This is a genomic window from Halomonas sp. McH1-25, assembly GCF_022348165.1.
Classification (GTDB): Bacteria; Pseudomonadota; Gammaproteobacteria; order Pseudomonadales; family Halomonadaceae; genus Modicisalibacter.
Genome location: NZ_JAKRFI010000001.1, coordinates 235,018 through 252,366 on the forward strand (window position 1 = coordinate 235,018; position 17,349 = coordinate 252,366).

Here is a 17,349-nt window from a genome sequence, read left to right on the forward strand (position 1 = left end):
AAGTGCTTTTCATCACGCGCTGCTAATTTTCGTTTAGTTTAAGTAAGCGAGCGAAACGCTACGCAGCTGAGTTTCTACTGTCGTGAGACAGCAGGTAATTACATGACGCATCCGCTCCAGCAGCGACTGATCGCCGAGGTCATCGACCGAGAGGGCGGTTTCGTCGATCATCCGTCCGACCGTGGCGGGCCCACCAAGTACGGCATCACCCAGGCAGTGGCACGCCGGCATGGCTATCACGGCCCGATGTGCGACCTGCCGTACCAGAAGGCCTTCGACATTTACGCCGCCGATTACTGGCACACGCTACGCCTGGACGATATCGCGTCGATCCATGAGCCGCTGGCCGAGTATCTGTTCGACTACGGCGTGAACAGCGGGTATGGCCGTGCCGGGGAAGAACTGCAGCACACCCTGAACGTGCTCAATGATCAGCAGCGCTACTACCGCGACATGAAGGTGGACGGGGCGATTGGCCCGATCACGCTCGCGGCGTTGCGCGACTTCAACCGGGCACGAGGCGATGAAGGCCTGCGCGTATTGGCCTCCACGATCAATGCCTGTCGCATTGCCTTCTGCCGCGACCTGGCACGCAAACGACAGAGCCAGGAAGCATTCGCCTATGGCTGGTTCCGGCGTGTCGTCGAACTGGGAGGGGCATGATGGCAGGGCAAAACGATACCCAGCTTGACCGTATCGAGGGCCTGCTTTCACAGGTGCTCGATCGCCTGTCCCGTATGGAAGAGCGCCAGAATGCGCAGTCTGCCCAACTCGAAAGCCAACGCGCGCAGCTGACCGAGCACAGCCAGCGCCTACGCGACATCGAACTGCAGCATGCCGTGTCCGTGGCCACGACCAAACAGGAAGGCAAACGCCTGCTGGGACGATGGGGCGCTATGTTCTCCATCTTCCTGGTCATCCTCGGAGCGATCGGCTCCCTCATCAGCAAGGCCGTGCTCGAGCTCATCAAGGGGGCGTCATGAACTGGGGAGACATTCGTAATGCCGTCGCAACCGTGGCGCCTGCACTGGGCACGGCGCTTGGCGGACCGGCTGGTACTGCTGTTGGCAGTCTGCTGGCTTCTGCGCTGGGCGTGGAAGCAACACCGGAAGCAGTCGAGGCGGCGCTCAAGCGTGACCCTGCGTCCGCACTGAAGCTGCGCCAGGTGGAAGCTGACCTGGAGCGAGCCCGGATGGAGGCAACCACCGAGCGGCAGCGCATCGTTAACCAGACCATGCAGGCCGAGCTATCGCAGGAAGGCTGGTTCAAGTCTGGCTGGCGTCCCGCGCTGGGCTGGGTATTCGCTGCCTCACTCGGCGCGCTGGCCGGCGTTATGGCCTATACCGTCGCCCTGAATCCTACCGTCGTCAGCGATCCCGACTTCACCGGCATGCTGGTGTGGCTGTTCGTGACCATGGGCGCAGCGCTGGGCATCAACGTGCGCGAGCGCAGCAAGGACAAGGCAACACGGCTTGGCATTATGCCTGGCAGCCTGCTGGATCGGATCAAGACGAGGTAAGGCATGAGCAACGAAGCAGCCATCGAGCAAGAGATTCAGGGCAAGGGGCTCAATGCGCCACGTCTGACGCCCGAGCACATCGATAACATGATTGTCGCCGGAAGCTACCACGTTTTCCCTGGCACGACTGTGACCGTGTGCTGCCTAACACTGCGCAATGGATTCACCGTGGTGGGCGAGTCGGCGTGTGCCAGCCCCGAGAATTTTGACGAGAGCATCGGTCGCAAGATTGCCCGCGATAATGCCCGCGAGAAGATCTGGCAGCTTGAAGGCTACCTGCTGCGTGAACGCCTCCACCAGGGCGCAATGACTGCACCCGTTGCCGCTCGCAAGCAGGGCAAGCCCAGCGCTTCAGAGTTGGTGGTAACCGATTGCGGCGGCCTGAACTTCTACCAGTCGCACAAGTGCGTTCATGCTCGCCCAATGACGCGAGGCGACTACAACCTCTATCGAGGTTGGCAGATCCCGGAAGACGAGAACCCGGCCGATGAGGGCTACCTGGTCATCTATAACCGAGGCACCGAGGACCATTACGAGTCCTGGTCGCCGAAGCATGTCTTCGAAGACGGCTATACCGAGCTGAGCGAAGACAGGTAACCGAATCCCCGCAAGGGGTAGGGCCACGCCGTGAGGCGCCGCCCGCTTATCCGCGGCTCGTCGTGAGACGCCCGCATCTTTTACAAAGAGGCCGCACGCCGTGAGGCGTCCGGAAACGACATGGCAGCACGATACGACTGGGAGGCGATCGAAGCGGAATATCGCACCGGTCGTTTCTCGCTGCGTCAGCTTTCTGACCGACATGGGCCGAGTGAGGCCGCGATCCGCAAGCGCGCCAAGGGTGACGCCAAGCGTCCGCCTTGGAAAAAGGATCTGACGGACGCCGTCCGCAAGCGCACGCGTGAGAAGATCACCCGCGAGGCCCTGCCGCCCGAGGCCCGGGAGGCGCTCAACGACGATGACGAAGCTATCGTCGAGCATGCCGCCAATGAAAATTCCGCTGTCGTTCATGGCCACCGCAAGCTGCTGACTCGCTGGCGATCCATCACCGAGCGCTACGCCGAGACGCTCGAGTCACAGCTGGCCACCGGCAAGATCGACGTCCAGGTGAAGTCCGGCGACGTGGTTGAGATCGATGTCCCGCTGGACTACGTCGGCAAGGCCATGGCCAACGGCACCGCCGCGCTGGAGAAGGTAGTCAAACTTGAGCGACAGTCCTACGGGCTCGACCTGGAAGGTGAAGATACGCCACCCGAGCGCGAGATGACCGACGCCGAGCTCGACGCCAAGATCCGCCGACTGCAGGAATCCGATGGATGACCGGGCGCGCAAGCTGGAGCTGCTGCGCCTGCTCGAGGAAAAGGCCCGGCGTCGCCGCTACAACCTGATCGACTCGCTGTTTCCCGAGGAAGGGCCGTTCCGGCGTGAGCTGTACGCCAAGCACATGGAGTTCTTCCGGGCCGGCAAGCTCCACCGAGAACGGCTGTTCATGGCCGGCAACCGTGTCGGCAAGACCATCGCCGGGGGTGGGGAGATGACCTACCACTTGACTGGCAACTATCCAGACTGGTGGGACGGCCATCGCCTCGAACGGCCGATCACGGCACTCGCTGCCGGTGACACCAGCCAGACCACCCGCGACATCATCCAGTCCAAGCTGCTCGGCGGCCTGTGGGATACCGAAGAGTTTGGTACCGGGCTGATCCCGCGCGCCTTGCTGGGCAAGCCGACACCCGCGCGTGGCGTCGCCAACCTCTATGAGGAAATCCGGGTCAAGCACGCCTCGGGCGGTTGGTCGCGGCTCATGCTGCGCAGTTACGACCAGGGCCGGCGCATCTTCCAGGGCACTGAGCAGGACGTGGTGTGGCTCGACGAGGAAGTGCCCAAGGATGTCTACGACGAGGCGCTGATCCGCACCATGACCACGCGCGGCATCGTGATGATGACGTTCACGCCGCTGTCCGGCCTCACCGAACTGGTGGTGTCGTTCCTCGAAGCCAAGCATCAACAGGAGCCGGTATGACCGACCCGATCCGTGACGAATATCTCGCCGGGACACTGTCAGCCCAGTACCAGCAGGGCCGCACCACGTCCATGACCAAGCGCATCGCCGACCTGGTGCGTGAGCGTGGCATCAAGCGGGGCAACCTGGCTCTACGCATTGCCCGCAAGATCGACAGCCGCGTCGAACATGGCGAGGTGATGACCATCGCAGGCGCCGAATTCACCGTGCAGGATCCCGCCCAGGCATGAGCCGCTATGTGGTGCAGGCCGGTTGGCAGGACGCGCCTCACTTGAGCCAGCAGGACATCGACGACATGAGCCAGGGCATATCCCCGCATCAGCTGGATGCACGTATGAAGGGCATTCCGACGCTGGGCGCCGGGGCGATCTATCCGGTACCGGAAGACGACATTGTCTGCGACCCGTTCCAGATTCCCACCTGGTGGGCGCGTGTGTATGGCCTCGACGTGGGCTGGAAGAAGACCGCCGGCATCTGGGGTGCGATCGACCGGGACACGGACATGCTCTACCTGTACAGCGAGCACTACCGGGGCCAGGCCGAGGCAGCGGTACACGCCAAGGCGATCAAGATGCGCGGCGCCTGGATTCCCGGCGTGATCGATACCGCCGCACGCGGCCGCAGCCAGGTAGACGGCAGGAGTCTGTTCAACCTCTACGAGGACGAGGGGCTGCTGCTCAATAACGCCAACAAGGCCGTGGAAGCTGGGCTGATGGAAGTCCTCGAGCGGCTCTCGTCCGGGCGTCTCAAGGTTTTCAGCACGCTGCAGCACTGGCTGGGTGAGTTCCGGCTATATCGGCGTGACGAGAAAGGCCGCATCGTGAAGGAGAACGACCACCTGATGGATGCTACCCGCTACCTGGTCATGGGGCTTCACCACGCCACCACGCGCCCGTTGGGGCAGACGCACCAGATCACCACGCCCGGCGACCCGACTGCAGGATACTGACATGCGAGATGAAGCGACCGTCGCGATGACGGACGACGAACAGTATGAGGAAGAGGCCGAGCGCCAATTCCTGGAAGAGACGCTGGCCGGCCTGGGTTCGAAGCTGCACACCCTGGCCCATGATCAGGTCGCGGCACGCAACCAGATCGAGACGCGCTGGCTGACCGACCTGCGTCAGTACCACGGCGACTACACGCCGGACGAGATTGCGCGCATGAAGGCCAACGACTCGTCCCAGGTCTACGTCAACATCACCCGCAACAAGACACGCGCAGCCATCGCCCGGCTCAGTGACATGTTGCTGCCCAATGATGACCGCAACTTCGGTCTCAAGCCGACCCCGGTACCGGCAACCAGCCAGGCTGGGCGAGCCCTGCAGCATGACGGCATGAGTAGCCAGGCCGTCATGATGGGCGCCATGGGTCAGGCGGGATCACCGCAGTTTGGCCAGCCCGATCAGCAGAAGCAGCTTGAGCAAGCCGCCAGGGCCATGCAGCAGCAGATCGAGGACGATTTCACCGAGGCCAGCTACAACGGCAAGGTTCGGGATGTCATCGACGATGCTTGCAAGCTGGGTACCGGCATCCTCAAGGGGCCGACCGTGGTCAATCGCGCCCGGCGTGCCTGGGTCACCGATCCACAATCCGGTCGCAGCGTGCTGGAGGTGCAGGAAGAATTCCGGCCTAGCCTCGAGCGTGTGGATCCGTGGGACTTCTTCCCAGACATGTCGGCATGCTCGATGAAGGAAGCCGAGTTCGTTTTCGAGCGTAAGCTGGTCAACCGCAAGCAGCTGCGCGAGCTAGCTGACCTGCCAGGCGTCATCCCCGGACAGTTGCGCAAGGCGCTGGAGGACGAGAAGGGGCAATCCTTCAGTCAGGATCGGCGCGACGAACTGCGAGCAATTACCGGCGTTGATACCGTGGCCTCGGACAAGCGCTGGGAGCTTTGGGAATACTGGGGGCCGCTGGACAAGGACGAGCTACGTTCATGCGGCTGTGACGCCGATGACGATCCTCTCGTCGAGTACACCGGCTGCGTGTTGATGGTGGGCCCGCATGTCATCAAGGCGGCCATCAATCCGCTGGATACCGACGACCTGCCGTACTCAGTTTTCAACTGGGAAGAGGACCGCTCGAGTATCTTTGGCTTCGGCGTGCCGTACCTGATGCGTCACCCTCAGCGCGTGGTCAATGCCGCATGGCGAATGATGATGGACAACGCCGGGCTCTCCGCCGGGCCGCAGGTCGTCGTCAGCAAGAAAGGCATCTCACCGGCAGACGGTAGCTGGACGATCCGGCCCCGGAAAGTCTGGTTCGCCACCGGTGAAGGCAACGTCGATCAGGCCTTCAAGGTGTTCAACATCCAGTCGAACCAGGGCGACCTGTTCGCCATCTTCCAGGCGGCCCAGCAACTCGCTGATACCGAGACGAACCTGCCGATCCTGCTCCAGGGTGAAGGAGCCAGCGGCGGTCCCGGCGCTAAGACAGCGACTGGCATGCAGATGCTGATGAACAACAGCAACATCGTGCTGCGCTCGGCGGTGAAGAACTTCGATGACGGTATCACCGAGCCCACGGTGCGTCGCTTCTACGACTACCACATGCTGTATACCGATCGCGCCGAGATCAAAGGTGACTTCGATATTGTCGCGCGGGGTAGCACGGTACTGGTGGCACGCGAAGAGCAGCAGGAAAAGCTGATCATGCTCACCCAAGTGGCCGGCGGCAATCCGTTGTTCGCGCAGATGACCGACTGGCATGGCCTGTACAAGGAAATCCTGCGCTCCATGCAGGTGCCGGTGGATAGTATCGTCAAGAGCGAGGAAACGCTGGCTGAAGAACAGCAGAGCCAGGGGCAGCAGGAGCCGCCACCCGAGGTACAGATCAAGATGGCCGAGATGCAACTCAAGCAACAGGAGCTGCAGCTCAAGGCCCAGCAGCAGCAGACCGACCTCCAGCTGCGTCAGCAACAGCAGCAGTGGGATCAGCAGTACAAGGCGGCCCAGTTGCAGAGCGATCAGGAGATTGCTCGTCAGAAGCTAGCCACCGAGCAAGGCATCTCGTTGGCGGAGCTCGAAGCCAGGCTAGGTCTAGAGTCCCAAAAGCTAGAGCTCAAAATGCAGGAGACAGCCGCCAAGCTACAGACCGAGCGTGACAAGGCAGCAGCACAGCTGACCGATCGCCAGAACGACCGACTGGCACGCGGCCAGAACCAGGCCATGGGGTTCGATAGTTATGGCTGAGATCGAGAAGCACAGCCTCACCTGGAAGACCGTTACCGAGTGGGCCGAGAAACGCCGGGGCGAAGCAACAGCCAGCCTGATCCAGGGCGGCACCGCGCCTGGCCATGATGACAAGCTTCGCGGCGAGATCCGCGCAATCGATGACTTGCTGGCCCTGGCTGACGAGCCCGAGCCGATACAGACCCCAGTTACCTACTAGGCCCGCCATTGCGCGGGCCTTTTCATGCCGTGAGGCACCACAGCCGTTCGGGAGAACCGCTAATGAGCACCGAGAACCAGCCGCTGAACAACCAGCCGCCGGAACAAGAAGACGATTTCGATAGCGCTTTCGATGAGTTTGCCGGAGGTCGCGGAGCCGATACCCGTGATACCGACCGCGACTTCGCTGGGAAAGATGACGAACCCCAGGACGAGGATGCGCAAGGGGAAACTGGTAACGACCCTGAGCCCGGCGAAGACCAGGAGGAAGGCGAGGACACTGGCCAACCCAAGGACGATATTGCCGAGCGCCTTGCTCGCCTGGAAACCCTCGAGGCAGAGAACCAGCGGCTGAAGCATTCCGAGGCTAGCCAACGTGGCCGCCTGGGTGCGTATCAGCGACAGATCAACGAACTGCAGCGTCAGTACCAGCAGCGCCAGAGCGGCGCGTCGGCGACGCCGCAGAGCAAGAACCCTGACGGGCAGGACGCCAAAGGCGTTAATGACCAGCAAAAACAGGACATGGCCGAGTCCATGGGACTGGAAGACTGGGAGTCGTTCAAGGCGGACTTTCCCGACATGGCCCGCGCATTCGAGGCCCGTCTCCAAGCAGACCGGCAGCAGTATGCGCAACTCGAGCAGCGTCTGGCTCAGTACGAGCCGGCGATGCAATCCATCCAGCAGCAGGCCCAGGAACAGCACCTCAAGGCTCAGGAGGACGCGCTATCAGCCCGCCATCCTGACTGGCGAGAAGTGATCGCTGCGCCGGCGTTCGCTGAATGGCTCAACCAGCAACCCGAATCCCTGCAACGCCTGACAGCATCCGACAACGCCGCCGACGCGGCCGCGCTGCTGGATTTCTATCAGGCAGCCACAGGGAGTGCCGGGACCGCTGACAGCCGTGCAGTCACGCACGACACGCAAGACAAACGGCGCGAACGTCTCGCGGCCGCCCAGTCCGTAGGACGCCGAGGGGCGCCACGCCAGGGCGCGGTAGACGATGACTTCGATGCCGCCTTCGACCACTACGCCGCAAAGAAAGCGGCCCGCTAACACCGTGAGGTAGTAAGCACATGGCTATGACCACCTATGGCGATATCTCCCAGCGCACCGCCGCCTGGGCCGCCACCGAAATGCTGTCCCACGCCGAGCCCATCCTGGTGCTCTCCAAGTTCGGCCAGAGCAAGCCGCTGCCCAAGAACAAGGCCGATACGGTCAAGTTCCGCCGGCCGGTACCGTTCCCGGTCGTCACCGCGCCGCTGCAGGAAGGCGTGACCCCGACTGCCCGCCAGATGCAGTACGAGGACGTGACGGTCCAGATCAAGCAGTGGGGCGATGTCGTCGAGATCACTGACGTGGTCAACGACCTGGCCGAAGACCCGGTGCTGTCCGATGCCACGGTCAACTGCGGCGAGCAGGCGGCCGAGACCATCGAGTTGCAGACCTGGGGCGCCCTGCGTGCAGGAACCAACGTCTTCTACTCGAACGGTGCTTCCCGTAGCGCGGTGAACACCAAGATCAGCCTGGCCAAGCAGCGCGCGATCACTCGCAACCTGAAGGGCAACCGGGCCAAGAAAGTCACCAGCATGGTCTCGGCGTCGCCGAACTATGCGACTGAGCCGGTCGATGCGGCGTTCATCGCCTTCGCCCACACCGACCTCGAGGCGGACATCCGCGATATGGAAGGCTTCACGCCGACCGAGAAGTACGGGTCGATGAAGGCGCTGCCTTACGAGATCGGCAAGGTCGAGGACGTGCGCTACGTCCTATCACCGGTGCTCACCAAGTGGGCCGATGCCGGCGCGACTACCAGCACCATGGTATCCACGACCGGAACCAACGCCGACGTGTACCCGGTGGTCTACATCGGCAAGGAGTTCTACGGCCTGATCCCGCTCAAGGGCAAGAACAGCATCAAGCCATCGGTCATCAACCCCGACACCAAGACCAAGGACGACCCGCTGGGTCAGCGTGGCTATGTCGGATGGAAGACCTACTTCGTGGCCAAGATCCTCAACGAGGCCTGGGGCGCTCGCCTCGAGGTGGCGGCTTCCAACCTGGCGTAATCCACCATCCCTGACTTGAAGTGACCGCAGCCCGCCACCCGGCGGGCTGCCTACTTTCCGACATACCGTGAGGTATTGAGCATGTCCGAGCAGAACATCGACACCATGAGCCGCGAAGAACTCGAAGCCACCGCAAGCGATCTGGGCATCAAGGTGACCGCCACCATGAAGGACGAGACCTTGGTGGCCAAGATTCACGAGGCATTGGGGGATGCGCCTCTGGCACCGGCGCCGACCGCCACCGAAGCACACGCTCCCGGGGAAGAGCCCAAGGCCAAGCGCTTCAAGATCATCGTGGCCACCCACGACCAGGACAAGCAGCCGGTCCAGGTGGGCGTGAACGGTCGCACCTATGTCATCGAGCGTGGCAAGGAAGTGACGGTACCTGAATCCGTGGTCGAGGTGCTGCGCAATGCTGTCCAGCACGTCCATGACCCCAAGACCATGGAAGAGAACAAGGTCATGGCGTACCCGTTCCAGATCATGAGCGAGGCATAACCCATGACCTTCCTCGAGCTGTGCCAACGGCTGCGCCGCGAAGTTGGCGCAGCCGGGGCGGGTCCGGCGTCGGTCGTGGGCCAGAACGGTGAATACTTGAGGCTGATCGGCTGGATTCAGCAGGCCTGGCACGAGATCCAGACGGAGCGCCGCGACTGGCGTTTCGCCTGGGCCGAGGCCGAGATCGAGCTATCGCCCGAGTTCCGCGACTACCCGGTCCCTGACGACTTCGAACACTGGATCGCCGAGACGCTGCGCATTGGCAATGATCGACTGTGCCTGATGGGCTGGGACGAGTTCCGCGAGCGATTCCGGGAGCCGAGTAACGCCGCGGCGCCGCAGGTGATTACATTGCTGCCGGACAACCGCATCCGGCTCGACACGCCGCCGGCGACGACCGCCACGCTGCGCTTCGAGTATTTCCGCACGCCGCAGACCTTGGCCGAGAACAATGACGTGCCGCGCCTGCCGGCGCGCTATCACATGCTCATCGTTTACCGCGCCATGATGCAGTACGCCCTGTTCGAGAATGCTCCCGAGGTGCTCCAGCAGGGCAGCGCCAATGCTGCGCGGCTCATGAGCGAGATGGAGATCAGCGAGCTTCCGGCGATGGAGCTTGGAGGGCCGCTGGTATGAGCCAATCCGCCTACATCCTCCTGGGGGGTGGCATCGACCTAGTCACGCCACCCGAGCAACTGCCACCTGGTGCGGCCCTTTATTGCGTCAATTACGAGTGTCCCGTCACCGGCGGCTATCGGCGCATCGACGGTTACACCCAGCAGGGGCCGGCGGTGCCCGGCGAGGGGTCGCTACTCGGCGTGGTGACGTTCAACGACGCCATCTATGCCGTGCGCAAGGATACCGGCGCCGACACGGCCACGCTGTACCGGCTCGACACTGCGGCCAACGCCTGGGATGTGGTCGGAACCGCGGGCGCACTGCACAACGGCCGCCACGAGTTCGTCGAGGGCAACCTATATGCCACGGAGTCGGGTCGTGCCTTGTACGGTGTTGGTGGTGGCAAACCGTTCGAGCTGAAGACAGACGGCACATTCACGTCGCTGACGGCGGCCATGGCCGGCGCCAAGTATATTGCCCTGCACAGCGAGCATCTCATGCTCGGCTTTCCTGCCGGCAGTTTGCAGCACTCGGGTATTGGCGATCCGGCAGCATGGGACGCCTCGACCGGCGGGGCCGGCGAGATCGGTGTCGGCCAGACGCTGACCGGCCTGGTTCCGGGGACCGGTGGCGTACTGCACATCCTGTGCCGTGACAGCATCAAGACGCTCTACGGCACGAGCAGCGCTGACTTTCAGCTCAAGACCACGGTACCCAACAGCGGTGCCAGGCCATATTCAGGCCAGTCGCTGATGCAGCCGTACTTCATTGCCGAGCGGGGCATCACCAGCCTCGACGCGGTGCAGCAGTTCGGCGACTTCCGGCCCATGCAGCCGGGGCGCAAGGTCGAGACGCTATTCACGCAGGACGGCTTGACCAACCGTGTCGTGGCCAGCGCGATCAGCAAGAGCAAGGCGCAGTATCGTGTGTGGTTCGACAACGGCACCGGGATCTACATGAGCCCGGCGGGTATCACTACCGTTCGCTATCCGCTGCAGGTGGCCGTGGCGCACACCGGCGAGCTTGCGACCGGCGCCGAACAGCTGCTCATCGGGGACGACGCGGGCAACGTCTATCGCCTGGGCAATGGCGCCACGTCATTCAACGGCGAGCCGATCCCGGCCTTCCTCACGTTGGCCTTCACTGATCTCAAGCAGCCCAGCGTGCGCAAGCGCTTTCGGCGTGTGTTCTGGGACATCCGGTCCGGTACCGACGCCGAGATCTCCATCCAGGCCGACTATGACTACGGACGCACCGAGACCGGCAAGCCGCGTCGCGAGTTCATCGACTTCATGCTCGGTGGCGGGCTATGGGACGTGGCCAAGTGGGGCGACTTCAACTGGTCCGTACCCAGCCTGGGACAGGAGTCGGTCAACGTTGCGGGCACCGGAACCAGCATCAACTTCGCTATCTACTCCAACTCGATCAGCGCCCCGCATGAGCTGCTGGGCTATGACCTGCACTTTGATGTAAGGAGACAGCGTCGTGGCTAACTCATACTACGACAATTCGGACCCGGGCCAGCGCTTTCAGCCGGGCACCACGGCGGAAGCTGAAGCGGTCGAGGCCAAGTTCGACGCCGTGGCTACGGGCTTCGATAGCGTCGAGGAGGATACCGATCGTGCGCTCAAGCTCCCCGCCGAGGCTGGCGTCAGCCAGGAGATTGCGGCCACGGCGCTACAGCGACGCAACAAGGTGGTGGGCTTCGATGCAGAGGGCAAGTTGGCCTTGATGGCAGGCTTCACCTGGCGCGGCGACTGGGTGGCTGGCACCGAGTACTTCGTCAATGACGTGGTGCGCGATCCCGCCACGCGTAACTGGTATATCGCGACGGCAAGGCATACCTCTGGCACCACCTTCGCGACCACGAACTGGGCGCTGGGCCTCGACTATACCGCCGTCAAAGCCCTGCTGCGCACTGAAGTGGGCGACTTGGTCGAGGCTGACCTGCAGCCGCTGGTTACGGCTGCTGACGACGACGCCAAGGCGGCGGACGCGAGCAGGATTCGTGCCCAGGAATGGGCCGAGAAAGAAGGAGAGGTGCTGCCCGGCCTGCGCAGTGCCAAATATTGGGCCGGCGTCGCTGAGCAAAAGGTGACGGGTAACACACCGGTCACCAGCCTCAAGCCCGGCACGCTGGCAGCTGAAAAGGATTACGTCAGCACGGACGGCGCAGGAAGCCTGGTCACGCGCAACCTAGTTGCGGACTTCCGCGCCCAACTGACGGCAGGCAACGAGGTCGCGAAGCTGTCCCGCTACGATACGGCCAGCGCAACAGCAACCACCACGCTCGATCTGGCTCAGCAACAGGTGTTCCGCGTCGATGCCTCGGTGGCTCGCACGCTTGAACTGATCAACTTGCCGCCTGCAGGCCGGTCCATGGTCGTGAAAATCAAGGTGACAGGGCCGGGGCCAATCACCTGGGTGACACCGGTGCCGATCCAGTGGGATGACGGCAAGCCCCTGGTGCTGGGCGATGTCGCGACCCGCGTGCTGCTCGACATCGATAATGAGGAAATCACCGGGTTCGGAAAGGAGTTGGCGTAATGCTTGAGGCCATGTTGGCGGGAGGCGCTTCGATGACAATGCCCATTGTGGCGACAGGCCAGACATCGCTGGTGGTACACGATACGGAAAGCGGCGCGGATATATCCCCAGCAAGCCAGGCAAGCCTGGGGAAGCTCTGCTATGTCGGATTTTCCAGCAATGGGGAATGGCTGGCTGCAGGCTGGGATAGCGGGTATCTCTACATCTATCAGATCGTCGATCGGCAGTGCGTTCTGTTCAACTCGTTCAGACCTGCCCAACTTCCCATCGTCAACGTAGTGTTCAGCCCGAACTGCTCTTACTTCTGCGTGGTGTATTCGGACGGTACCGACAATTACTCGAATGCGGCCGTGCTTTACTCACTGGCTGACGGCAGCAAGATCTACACTTGGCCGGGCTATGACAACCGAGGATGCGCGGCTTTTTCCCTGGATGAGCAATACCTGTACGTAACGCGAGGCCAGAACGGGCTCAACACTCTTGGCAAGGTTCGAATCAGCGACCAGTACGTCGGCAACATCTATACCGATCCCGCGTATAGCGATTCCAGAATCGAGGCGCTGTTCTGTCACCCTGTGACTGGCAACATCATCTTCAAAAGCAACTACTCCGGTGACAGGAATTACAAGGTGTTCGAGCACAACACCTCGTTTTCCCCAACCATACGCACCACGGCAGTATCGCTCCCGGCCATTCGGAACATGGATCCGGGGGGATTCGTGGGCTTCCCGATCGATGGCGACTACTGCCTGTACAGTGCCTATGGACTTCACTCTTTTCTGTCGTGGGACGGAAGTGTCGGTTCGGATCCGGTCGTGCCACCCATCATCAGCGGCAATGCAGCATTGGCGGCCCTTCATAACCCCGGGGATTACAGCGTGACCTTGCTGGGCAGCGAAGGGTACACGCTCTACTCCCCGGGCGGTTATTTGCTGGTTTACGTGGACGGCCGCAACCAGGGGCCTCATCCCCTATTTCAATACGCGAGCCTGCCTGCAGCCACAGTTGATGCGGGCAGGTACTCAACGAGTTATCGCGCTGCAGCTATCAGGCCGGAGGTGTGATTGTGTACAGAGATATAGTCAACCAGCGAGACGTCTCGCTGCCAGCGATTCGTCAGGCCTTGCCGCAAGTTTCGTTGCCGCGTAAGCCCTCAGACGCACAGATGGCAGCGTTGGGCTATCCACGCATCCAGAGCACGCCGCGTCCGACGGGTGATGTCGTCACGCTGGGTGAGTCTCAGGAACGTGATAGTGTCTGGTACCAGACCTGGAAGGTGCGCGAACTCACGGAAGACGAGCTCGCTGAACAGCTGGCACAGGCCAGACAGGACGCGCTAACCCAGCTCAACGCCGACTATGAAGCCGCCATGCGCCCGCTAATCAAGACCTACCCCGAGCTCGAGCGCGAGAGCTGGGACCAGCAGAAGTCCGAGGCCAGTGCCTACCAGGCGTGGCTGGATGACGGCAGCCAGGGCACCGCTCCCGCCACCCCGGTTCTCGATCGAATTCTTGCCGGCCGCAATGGCACGGACGGTACTGAGACGATCGCCGAGCTCGTCGGCAAGGTACTCAAGAACGTCGAGGCCTTCGTCGCTTCGCAGGAACTGACCGGGCGCAGGCATCGCGGTGAGCGGCTGATCCTCGCTGCCGAGACGCCGGAGGCGGCACGGGCTGTGACATGGGTGAGCTTGGTTCTTAAATAATGACCCGCCTCATGGCCCACTGTTCAATCATTTTTAGCCTGCAACGCATTATGCCTAGGGACGAAGTGTTATCAATTTCGTTAAGAGGAAGATAGCTTTCGCGCCTCATTCTCTCCATTCGAAGACATAGCCGCTTGTATTTCAAATTGACATTGCTGCTTGGAGGAATAGGCTTGCCAGTGTACATATTTATGTAACGTATTGCCAAAGAGTAGGCTTCTGTAAACTGGAGGATGATGCTTAATTGGTATCGCACGTTATCCCCGCCAAGGGTGCGCTGGAGATATTTAATATCCCTCATTGCGGTCTCAAATAGCTTTGTTTGCTCAGAGAATGTTAGGTCGGCATACCGCATTATTTCTGTGGCACTGGCAAGGTCTCTGTCAGCTATGATGATCCAGTAGCGAGCCGGAACTTCCATATCATATGTGGCAGATAATAAGGAGCTTATACATGATTCTATTTTACTTTTTCTAAGGCTTTCCAACTGAAGTACACCAATAGCTACTGCCACTATGGTAACAATTGCAGCTGTAAATGCGCTTATGGTATTGAGTTTGTTTATTGATTGCTCTTCGCCATCGTTTACCAAAGGGATTGCAAAGTAGATAAGAGCCAGCAGCAGCAATACAATCACTACTAGCGGTATGAAGAACGATTTCCTTAGATAAGACGTCATGCTTCCTCTTTGGCGATCTTATAAAGCCGGTCCTGATTAGCGCTCAAGAGGGTAGCGTAAGGCGACATTCGACACCACCACCTGCAGTCGGGCTAGCACCGAAAGCAATCTGAAACGGCAAACCGTGAGGTTTCCCCATGGCCGCATTCGATACCACGACGTACCTCAACAACAAGGCCGCCCAACTCAACAAGACGGGCTACCAAGGCCGGAAAGACTGGACGGTGGGCGACGTCCAGAACGCCTTCAAAGACTCCGGGCTGAGCGCCGAGCAGCACTATGCCAAGTGGGGCAAGAGCGAAGGTGTTTCGCCCTACACCCAGACGGCCTCTGTTCCTCAGACCACAGTGACCAAGGAACAAACCTCCCAGGGCCAGCTCGAGCAGATGCTCTCCAGCGGCTCGCCGCTGATGAAACTAAGCGCGACGCAGGGCAAGCAACAGGCCGCCCAGCGTGGCCTGCTCAACTCAAGCATGGCAGGGCAGGCGGCGCAGGGCGCCATGATCGCCAACGCCGCACCGTTCGCCCAGCAGGATGCCCAGACCTACTACAACAACGCCCAGGCCAATGCCACGCGCTCGATGCAGGACTACATGAGCGACAAACAGTACGAGCAGCAGCTCGGCCTGAACCAGCAGCAATACGAGTTCGATACCGGCAAGCTCGCCCAGCAGTTCAGCTACAACTCGCAACTGTCCTCGCAGGAAGCCAACCAGGCGCTGAACAACCTCTACGCCACCTCAACGGCGAACGCCTGGGGCGTCATGGCCAATAACCTGACCGACCTGGTAGGGCAGTCGGCCAGCGCTATCCAGCAGATCCAGATGAACCCTGACATCACTGCCGACAATAAGGCGACGATGATCCAGCAGATCCTCGACATGCGGAACACCGATATCGAGTTCCAGCAGAGTCTCTACGAGAACCTGGGCACCTACCTCGCCAATACCGGCGTCTTCCCCAACCTGGCATAAGGAGTAAGCGATATGAGCTGGATGGATAGCATTGGCACTGCCGTGGATGCGGCCAGCGAGAGCGCTGGCAGCCTGTTCGAGTCCGCGGCGTCCTACGCCACCGATGCCTTCGGTTGGTTGAACGACAACCCGGCGGCGGCCAACGTCCTAGGCGGCCTGGCTACCGGCGCGGCGTCCTACTTCGCTCAGCAGGATGCGCTGGATCAGCGCTTCAAGTTTGAGCGCGACCTGTACCGGGAGAAGCGCGACGACGCAATGATCAACCCCGGCACGATCGAGAACTACGGCACGCACGTGGGCACCGCCAAGAAGGGGCTGCTCTCCAACGGCATGATTGCGGGAGGGCAGTGACATGGCAGGTGATTCTGACGGACGCGGTGGCGTAGGGCGCGGCAGCACCGGATCGCCAGGGCGCGACTCCAGCCCGAGCGGTGGATCTTCATCGGGTAACGGCAAGGGGGCGGCGGGTAACGGGGGGCGCAGCAGCGGTCGCGGCGGAGGTGGATACAGCGGCGCCATCGGCAACGCCGTCGATGCTTCCAGTCGTGCCGAGTCAGGTGGACGTTCAAGCTCTAACTCAGGCTCGCAGGCAGCTGCTGCCCAGGCTGACACATACGCTGGTCGCTTCGGTAGGGAGTTGGGTGCAACCTCGACGACGACTGCGCACAACAACCAGAGCATTACCAGCGGCACCATTGCGACGATGGACGAGGCCGCCGAGCGGGCCGAGCGGTCATTCATGGACCGTCTCGATGCCACGCCGGTGAGCCATGAGGACGCGGCGCGCGGCATCCAGGAGGACGCCAGCCCCGGCTGGGCCGGCAAGACTGTCGGTTTTGCCGCTGGGCTGCTTGGTGGTGTTCCTGGCGCTGCACTGAGCACTGCGGTCAATACGACGCTGTCTGCCCGCGAGGCGGCCAAGAACATCGGGCGATACAACGACATCACTGGGGCCAACCTCGACGACAGTTTTGGTCACAGCATGGCCCAACAATCGGTAGGCACTGCAACGGGCTTTGTCGGAGGCAAGGTCGGTGGTACCGCCGGGGCGCGTACCGGCATGGCGGTAGCCGGACTCCCTGGGGCCATTGCTGGTGGACTGCTTGGTGGCGTCATGGGTCGGAACTTGGGGCGTCAAGCAGCCTTTACCGATCCGGGCGCAAACGCCACGGTTGGGGTAGGATCAGGAACTGAGCAACCAGGCGGCCTGCTGGCCAGCGCGACCAATCAAGGACCGGCCACGACTACGGCGCCGACGATCAACGGCCCGACTGACTTCGACGGTTACGCCAGTTACGCCGAATCCTTCTTCGCATAACTCGCCGGGAGGCGAC

Annotated in this window: 22 protein-coding genes; 21 read left to right on the plus strand and 1 reads right to left on the minus strand. The window is 61.7% G+C overall.

Going from position 1 to position 17,349, the window contains the following annotated elements; genetic code table 11:
• Positions 1 to 102 precede the first annotated feature (102 nt).
• The 18 genes from MHM84_RS01170 (at position 103) to MHM84_RS01255 (ending at position 14,362) form a co-directional block, all read left to right on the plus strand.
• Entirely contained in the window at positions 103 to 663 is a 561-nt protein-coding gene (locus MHM84_RS01170; protein WP_239261579.1) for a glycosyl hydrolase 108 family protein, read from the plus strand.
• Positions 660 to 983, plus strand: a complete 324-nt coding sequence (locus MHM84_RS01175; protein ID WP_239261582.1) for a hypothetical protein — start codon at positions 660 to 662, stop codon at positions 981 to 983. Before MHM84_RS01170 ends, MHM84_RS01175 begins: the two co-directional genes overlap by 4 nt.
• A complete protein-coding gene (locus MHM84_RS01180; RefSeq protein WP_239261584.1) occupies positions 980 to 1,519 on the plus strand; it encodes a 3TM-type holin in 540 nt (179 codons plus the stop codon). Before MHM84_RS01175 ends, MHM84_RS01180 begins: the two co-directional genes overlap by 4 nt.
• A gap of 3 nt (positions 1,520 to 1,522) precedes the next feature.
• Positions 1,523 to 2,116, plus strand: coding sequence for a Gp49 family protein (locus tag MHM84_RS01185; RefSeq protein ID WP_239261586.1), 594 nt, complete (start codon positions 1,523 to 1,525; stop codon positions 2,114 to 2,116).
• A gap of 120 nt (positions 2,117 to 2,236) precedes the next feature.
• On the plus strand, positions 2,237 to 2,836 hold the full coding sequence (locus MHM84_RS01190; RefSeq protein WP_239261588.1) for a hypothetical protein: 600 nt from the start codon (positions 2,237 to 2,239) through the stop codon (positions 2,834 to 2,836).
• Positions 2,829 to 3,539: a terminase family protein gene (locus tag MHM84_RS01195; RefSeq protein WP_239261590.1), complete on the plus strand. Its 711-nt coding sequence runs from the start codon at positions 2,829 to 2,831 to the stop codon at positions 3,537 to 3,539. Before MHM84_RS01190 ends, MHM84_RS01195 begins: the two co-directional genes overlap by 8 nt.
• Entirely contained in the window at positions 3,536 to 3,769 is a 234-nt protein-coding gene (locus tag MHM84_RS01200; RefSeq protein WP_239261592.1) for a hypothetical protein, read from the plus strand. The genes MHM84_RS01195 and MHM84_RS01200 overlap by 4 nt, the downstream gene beginning before the upstream one ends.
• Positions 3,766 to 4,488 carry a hypothetical protein gene (locus MHM84_RS01205; protein ID WP_239261594.1) on the plus strand — a complete coding sequence of 241 codons (723 nt, stop codon included), beginning with the start codon at positions 3,766 to 3,768 and terminating at the stop codon, positions 4,486 to 4,488. The genes MHM84_RS01200 and MHM84_RS01205 overlap by 4 nt, the downstream gene beginning before the upstream one ends.
• Before the next feature lies 1 nt (position 4,489).
• On the plus strand, positions 4,490 to 6,730 hold the full coding sequence (locus MHM84_RS01210) for a hypothetical protein (protein WP_239261596.1): 2,241 nt from the start codon (positions 4,490 to 4,492) through the stop codon (positions 6,728 to 6,730).
• On the plus strand, positions 6,723 to 6,929 hold the full coding sequence (locus tag MHM84_RS01215; RefSeq protein ID WP_239261598.1) for a hypothetical protein: 207 nt from the start codon (positions 6,723 to 6,725) through the stop codon (positions 6,927 to 6,929). The genes MHM84_RS01210 and MHM84_RS01215 overlap by 8 nt, the downstream gene beginning before the upstream one ends.
• A gap of 62 nt (positions 6,930 to 6,991) precedes the next feature.
• Positions 6,992 to 7,981: a hypothetical protein gene (locus MHM84_RS01220; RefSeq protein ID WP_239261600.1), complete on the plus strand. Its 990-nt coding sequence runs from the start codon at positions 6,992 to 6,994 to the stop codon at positions 7,979 to 7,981.
• 20 nt (positions 7,982 to 8,001) lie between these two features.
• Positions 8,002 to 8,994: a N4-gp56 family major capsid protein gene (locus tag MHM84_RS01225; RefSeq protein ID WP_239261602.1), complete on the plus strand. Its 993-nt coding sequence runs from the start codon at positions 8,002 to 8,004 to the stop codon at positions 8,992 to 8,994.
• A gap of 81 nt (positions 8,995 to 9,075) precedes the next feature.
• Complete coding sequence (locus tag MHM84_RS01230; RefSeq protein WP_239261605.1) at positions 9,076 to 9,492, plus strand: hypothetical protein; 417 nt, start codon at positions 9,076 to 9,078, stop codon at positions 9,490 to 9,492.
• 3 nt (positions 9,493 to 9,495) lie between these two features.
• The gene (locus MHM84_RS01235) at positions 9,496 to 10,128 is read left to right on the plus strand and encodes a hypothetical protein (RefSeq protein WP_239261607.1); all 633 of its coding nucleotides are present in this window, start codon (positions 9,496 to 9,498) and stop codon (positions 10,126 to 10,128) included.
• Positions 10,125 to 11,603 carry a hypothetical protein gene (locus tag MHM84_RS01240; protein WP_239261609.1) on the plus strand — a complete coding sequence of 493 codons (1,479 nt, stop codon included), beginning with the start codon at positions 10,125 to 10,127 and terminating at the stop codon, positions 11,601 to 11,603. The genes MHM84_RS01235 and MHM84_RS01240 overlap by 4 nt, the downstream gene beginning before the upstream one ends.
• A complete protein-coding gene (locus MHM84_RS01245; protein WP_239261611.1) occupies positions 11,596 to 12,657 on the plus strand; it encodes a hypothetical protein in 1,062 nt (353 codons plus the stop codon). Before MHM84_RS01240 ends, MHM84_RS01245 begins: the two co-directional genes overlap by 8 nt.
• Complete coding sequence (locus tag MHM84_RS01250) at positions 12,657 to 13,721, plus strand: hypothetical protein (RefSeq protein WP_239261613.1); 1,065 nt, start codon at positions 12,657 to 12,659, stop codon at positions 13,719 to 13,721. The genes MHM84_RS01245 and MHM84_RS01250 overlap by 1 nt, the downstream gene beginning before the upstream one ends.
• Positions 13,722 to 13,723: 2 nt before the next feature.
• Complete coding sequence (locus tag MHM84_RS01255; RefSeq protein ID WP_239261615.1) at positions 13,724 to 14,362, plus strand: hypothetical protein; 639 nt, start codon at positions 13,724 to 13,726, stop codon at positions 14,360 to 14,362.
• Here MHM84_RS01255 and MHM84_RS01260 read toward each other — a convergent pair.
• A complete protein-coding gene (locus MHM84_RS01260; protein WP_239261617.1) occupies positions 14,355 to 15,041 on the minus strand; it encodes a hypothetical protein in 687 nt (228 codons plus the stop codon). The two genes, MHM84_RS01255 and MHM84_RS01260, sit on opposite strands and share 8 nt — an antisense overlap.
• Positions 15,042 to 15,178: 137 nt before the next feature.
• On the opposite strand from MHM84_RS01260, the gene MHM84_RS01265 reads away from it, so the two are divergent.
• From MHM84_RS01265 to MHM84_RS01275, 3 genes are read left to right on the plus strand one after another with little or no spacing between them, the layout of a single operon-like run.
• Positions 15,179 to 16,015, plus strand: coding sequence for a hypothetical protein (locus MHM84_RS01265; RefSeq protein ID WP_239261619.1), 837 nt, complete (start codon positions 15,179 to 15,181; stop codon positions 16,013 to 16,015).
• Between the two features lie 12 nt (positions 16,016 to 16,027).
• Complete coding sequence (locus MHM84_RS01270) at positions 16,028 to 16,366, plus strand: hypothetical protein (protein WP_239261621.1); 339 nt, start codon at positions 16,028 to 16,030, stop codon at positions 16,364 to 16,366.
• Between the two features lies 1 nt (position 16,367).
• Positions 16,368 to 17,333, plus strand: a complete 966-nt coding sequence (locus MHM84_RS01275; protein WP_239261623.1) for a hypothetical protein — start codon at positions 16,368 to 16,370, stop codon at positions 17,331 to 17,333.
• Positions 17,334 to 17,349: the final 16 nt, after the last annotated feature.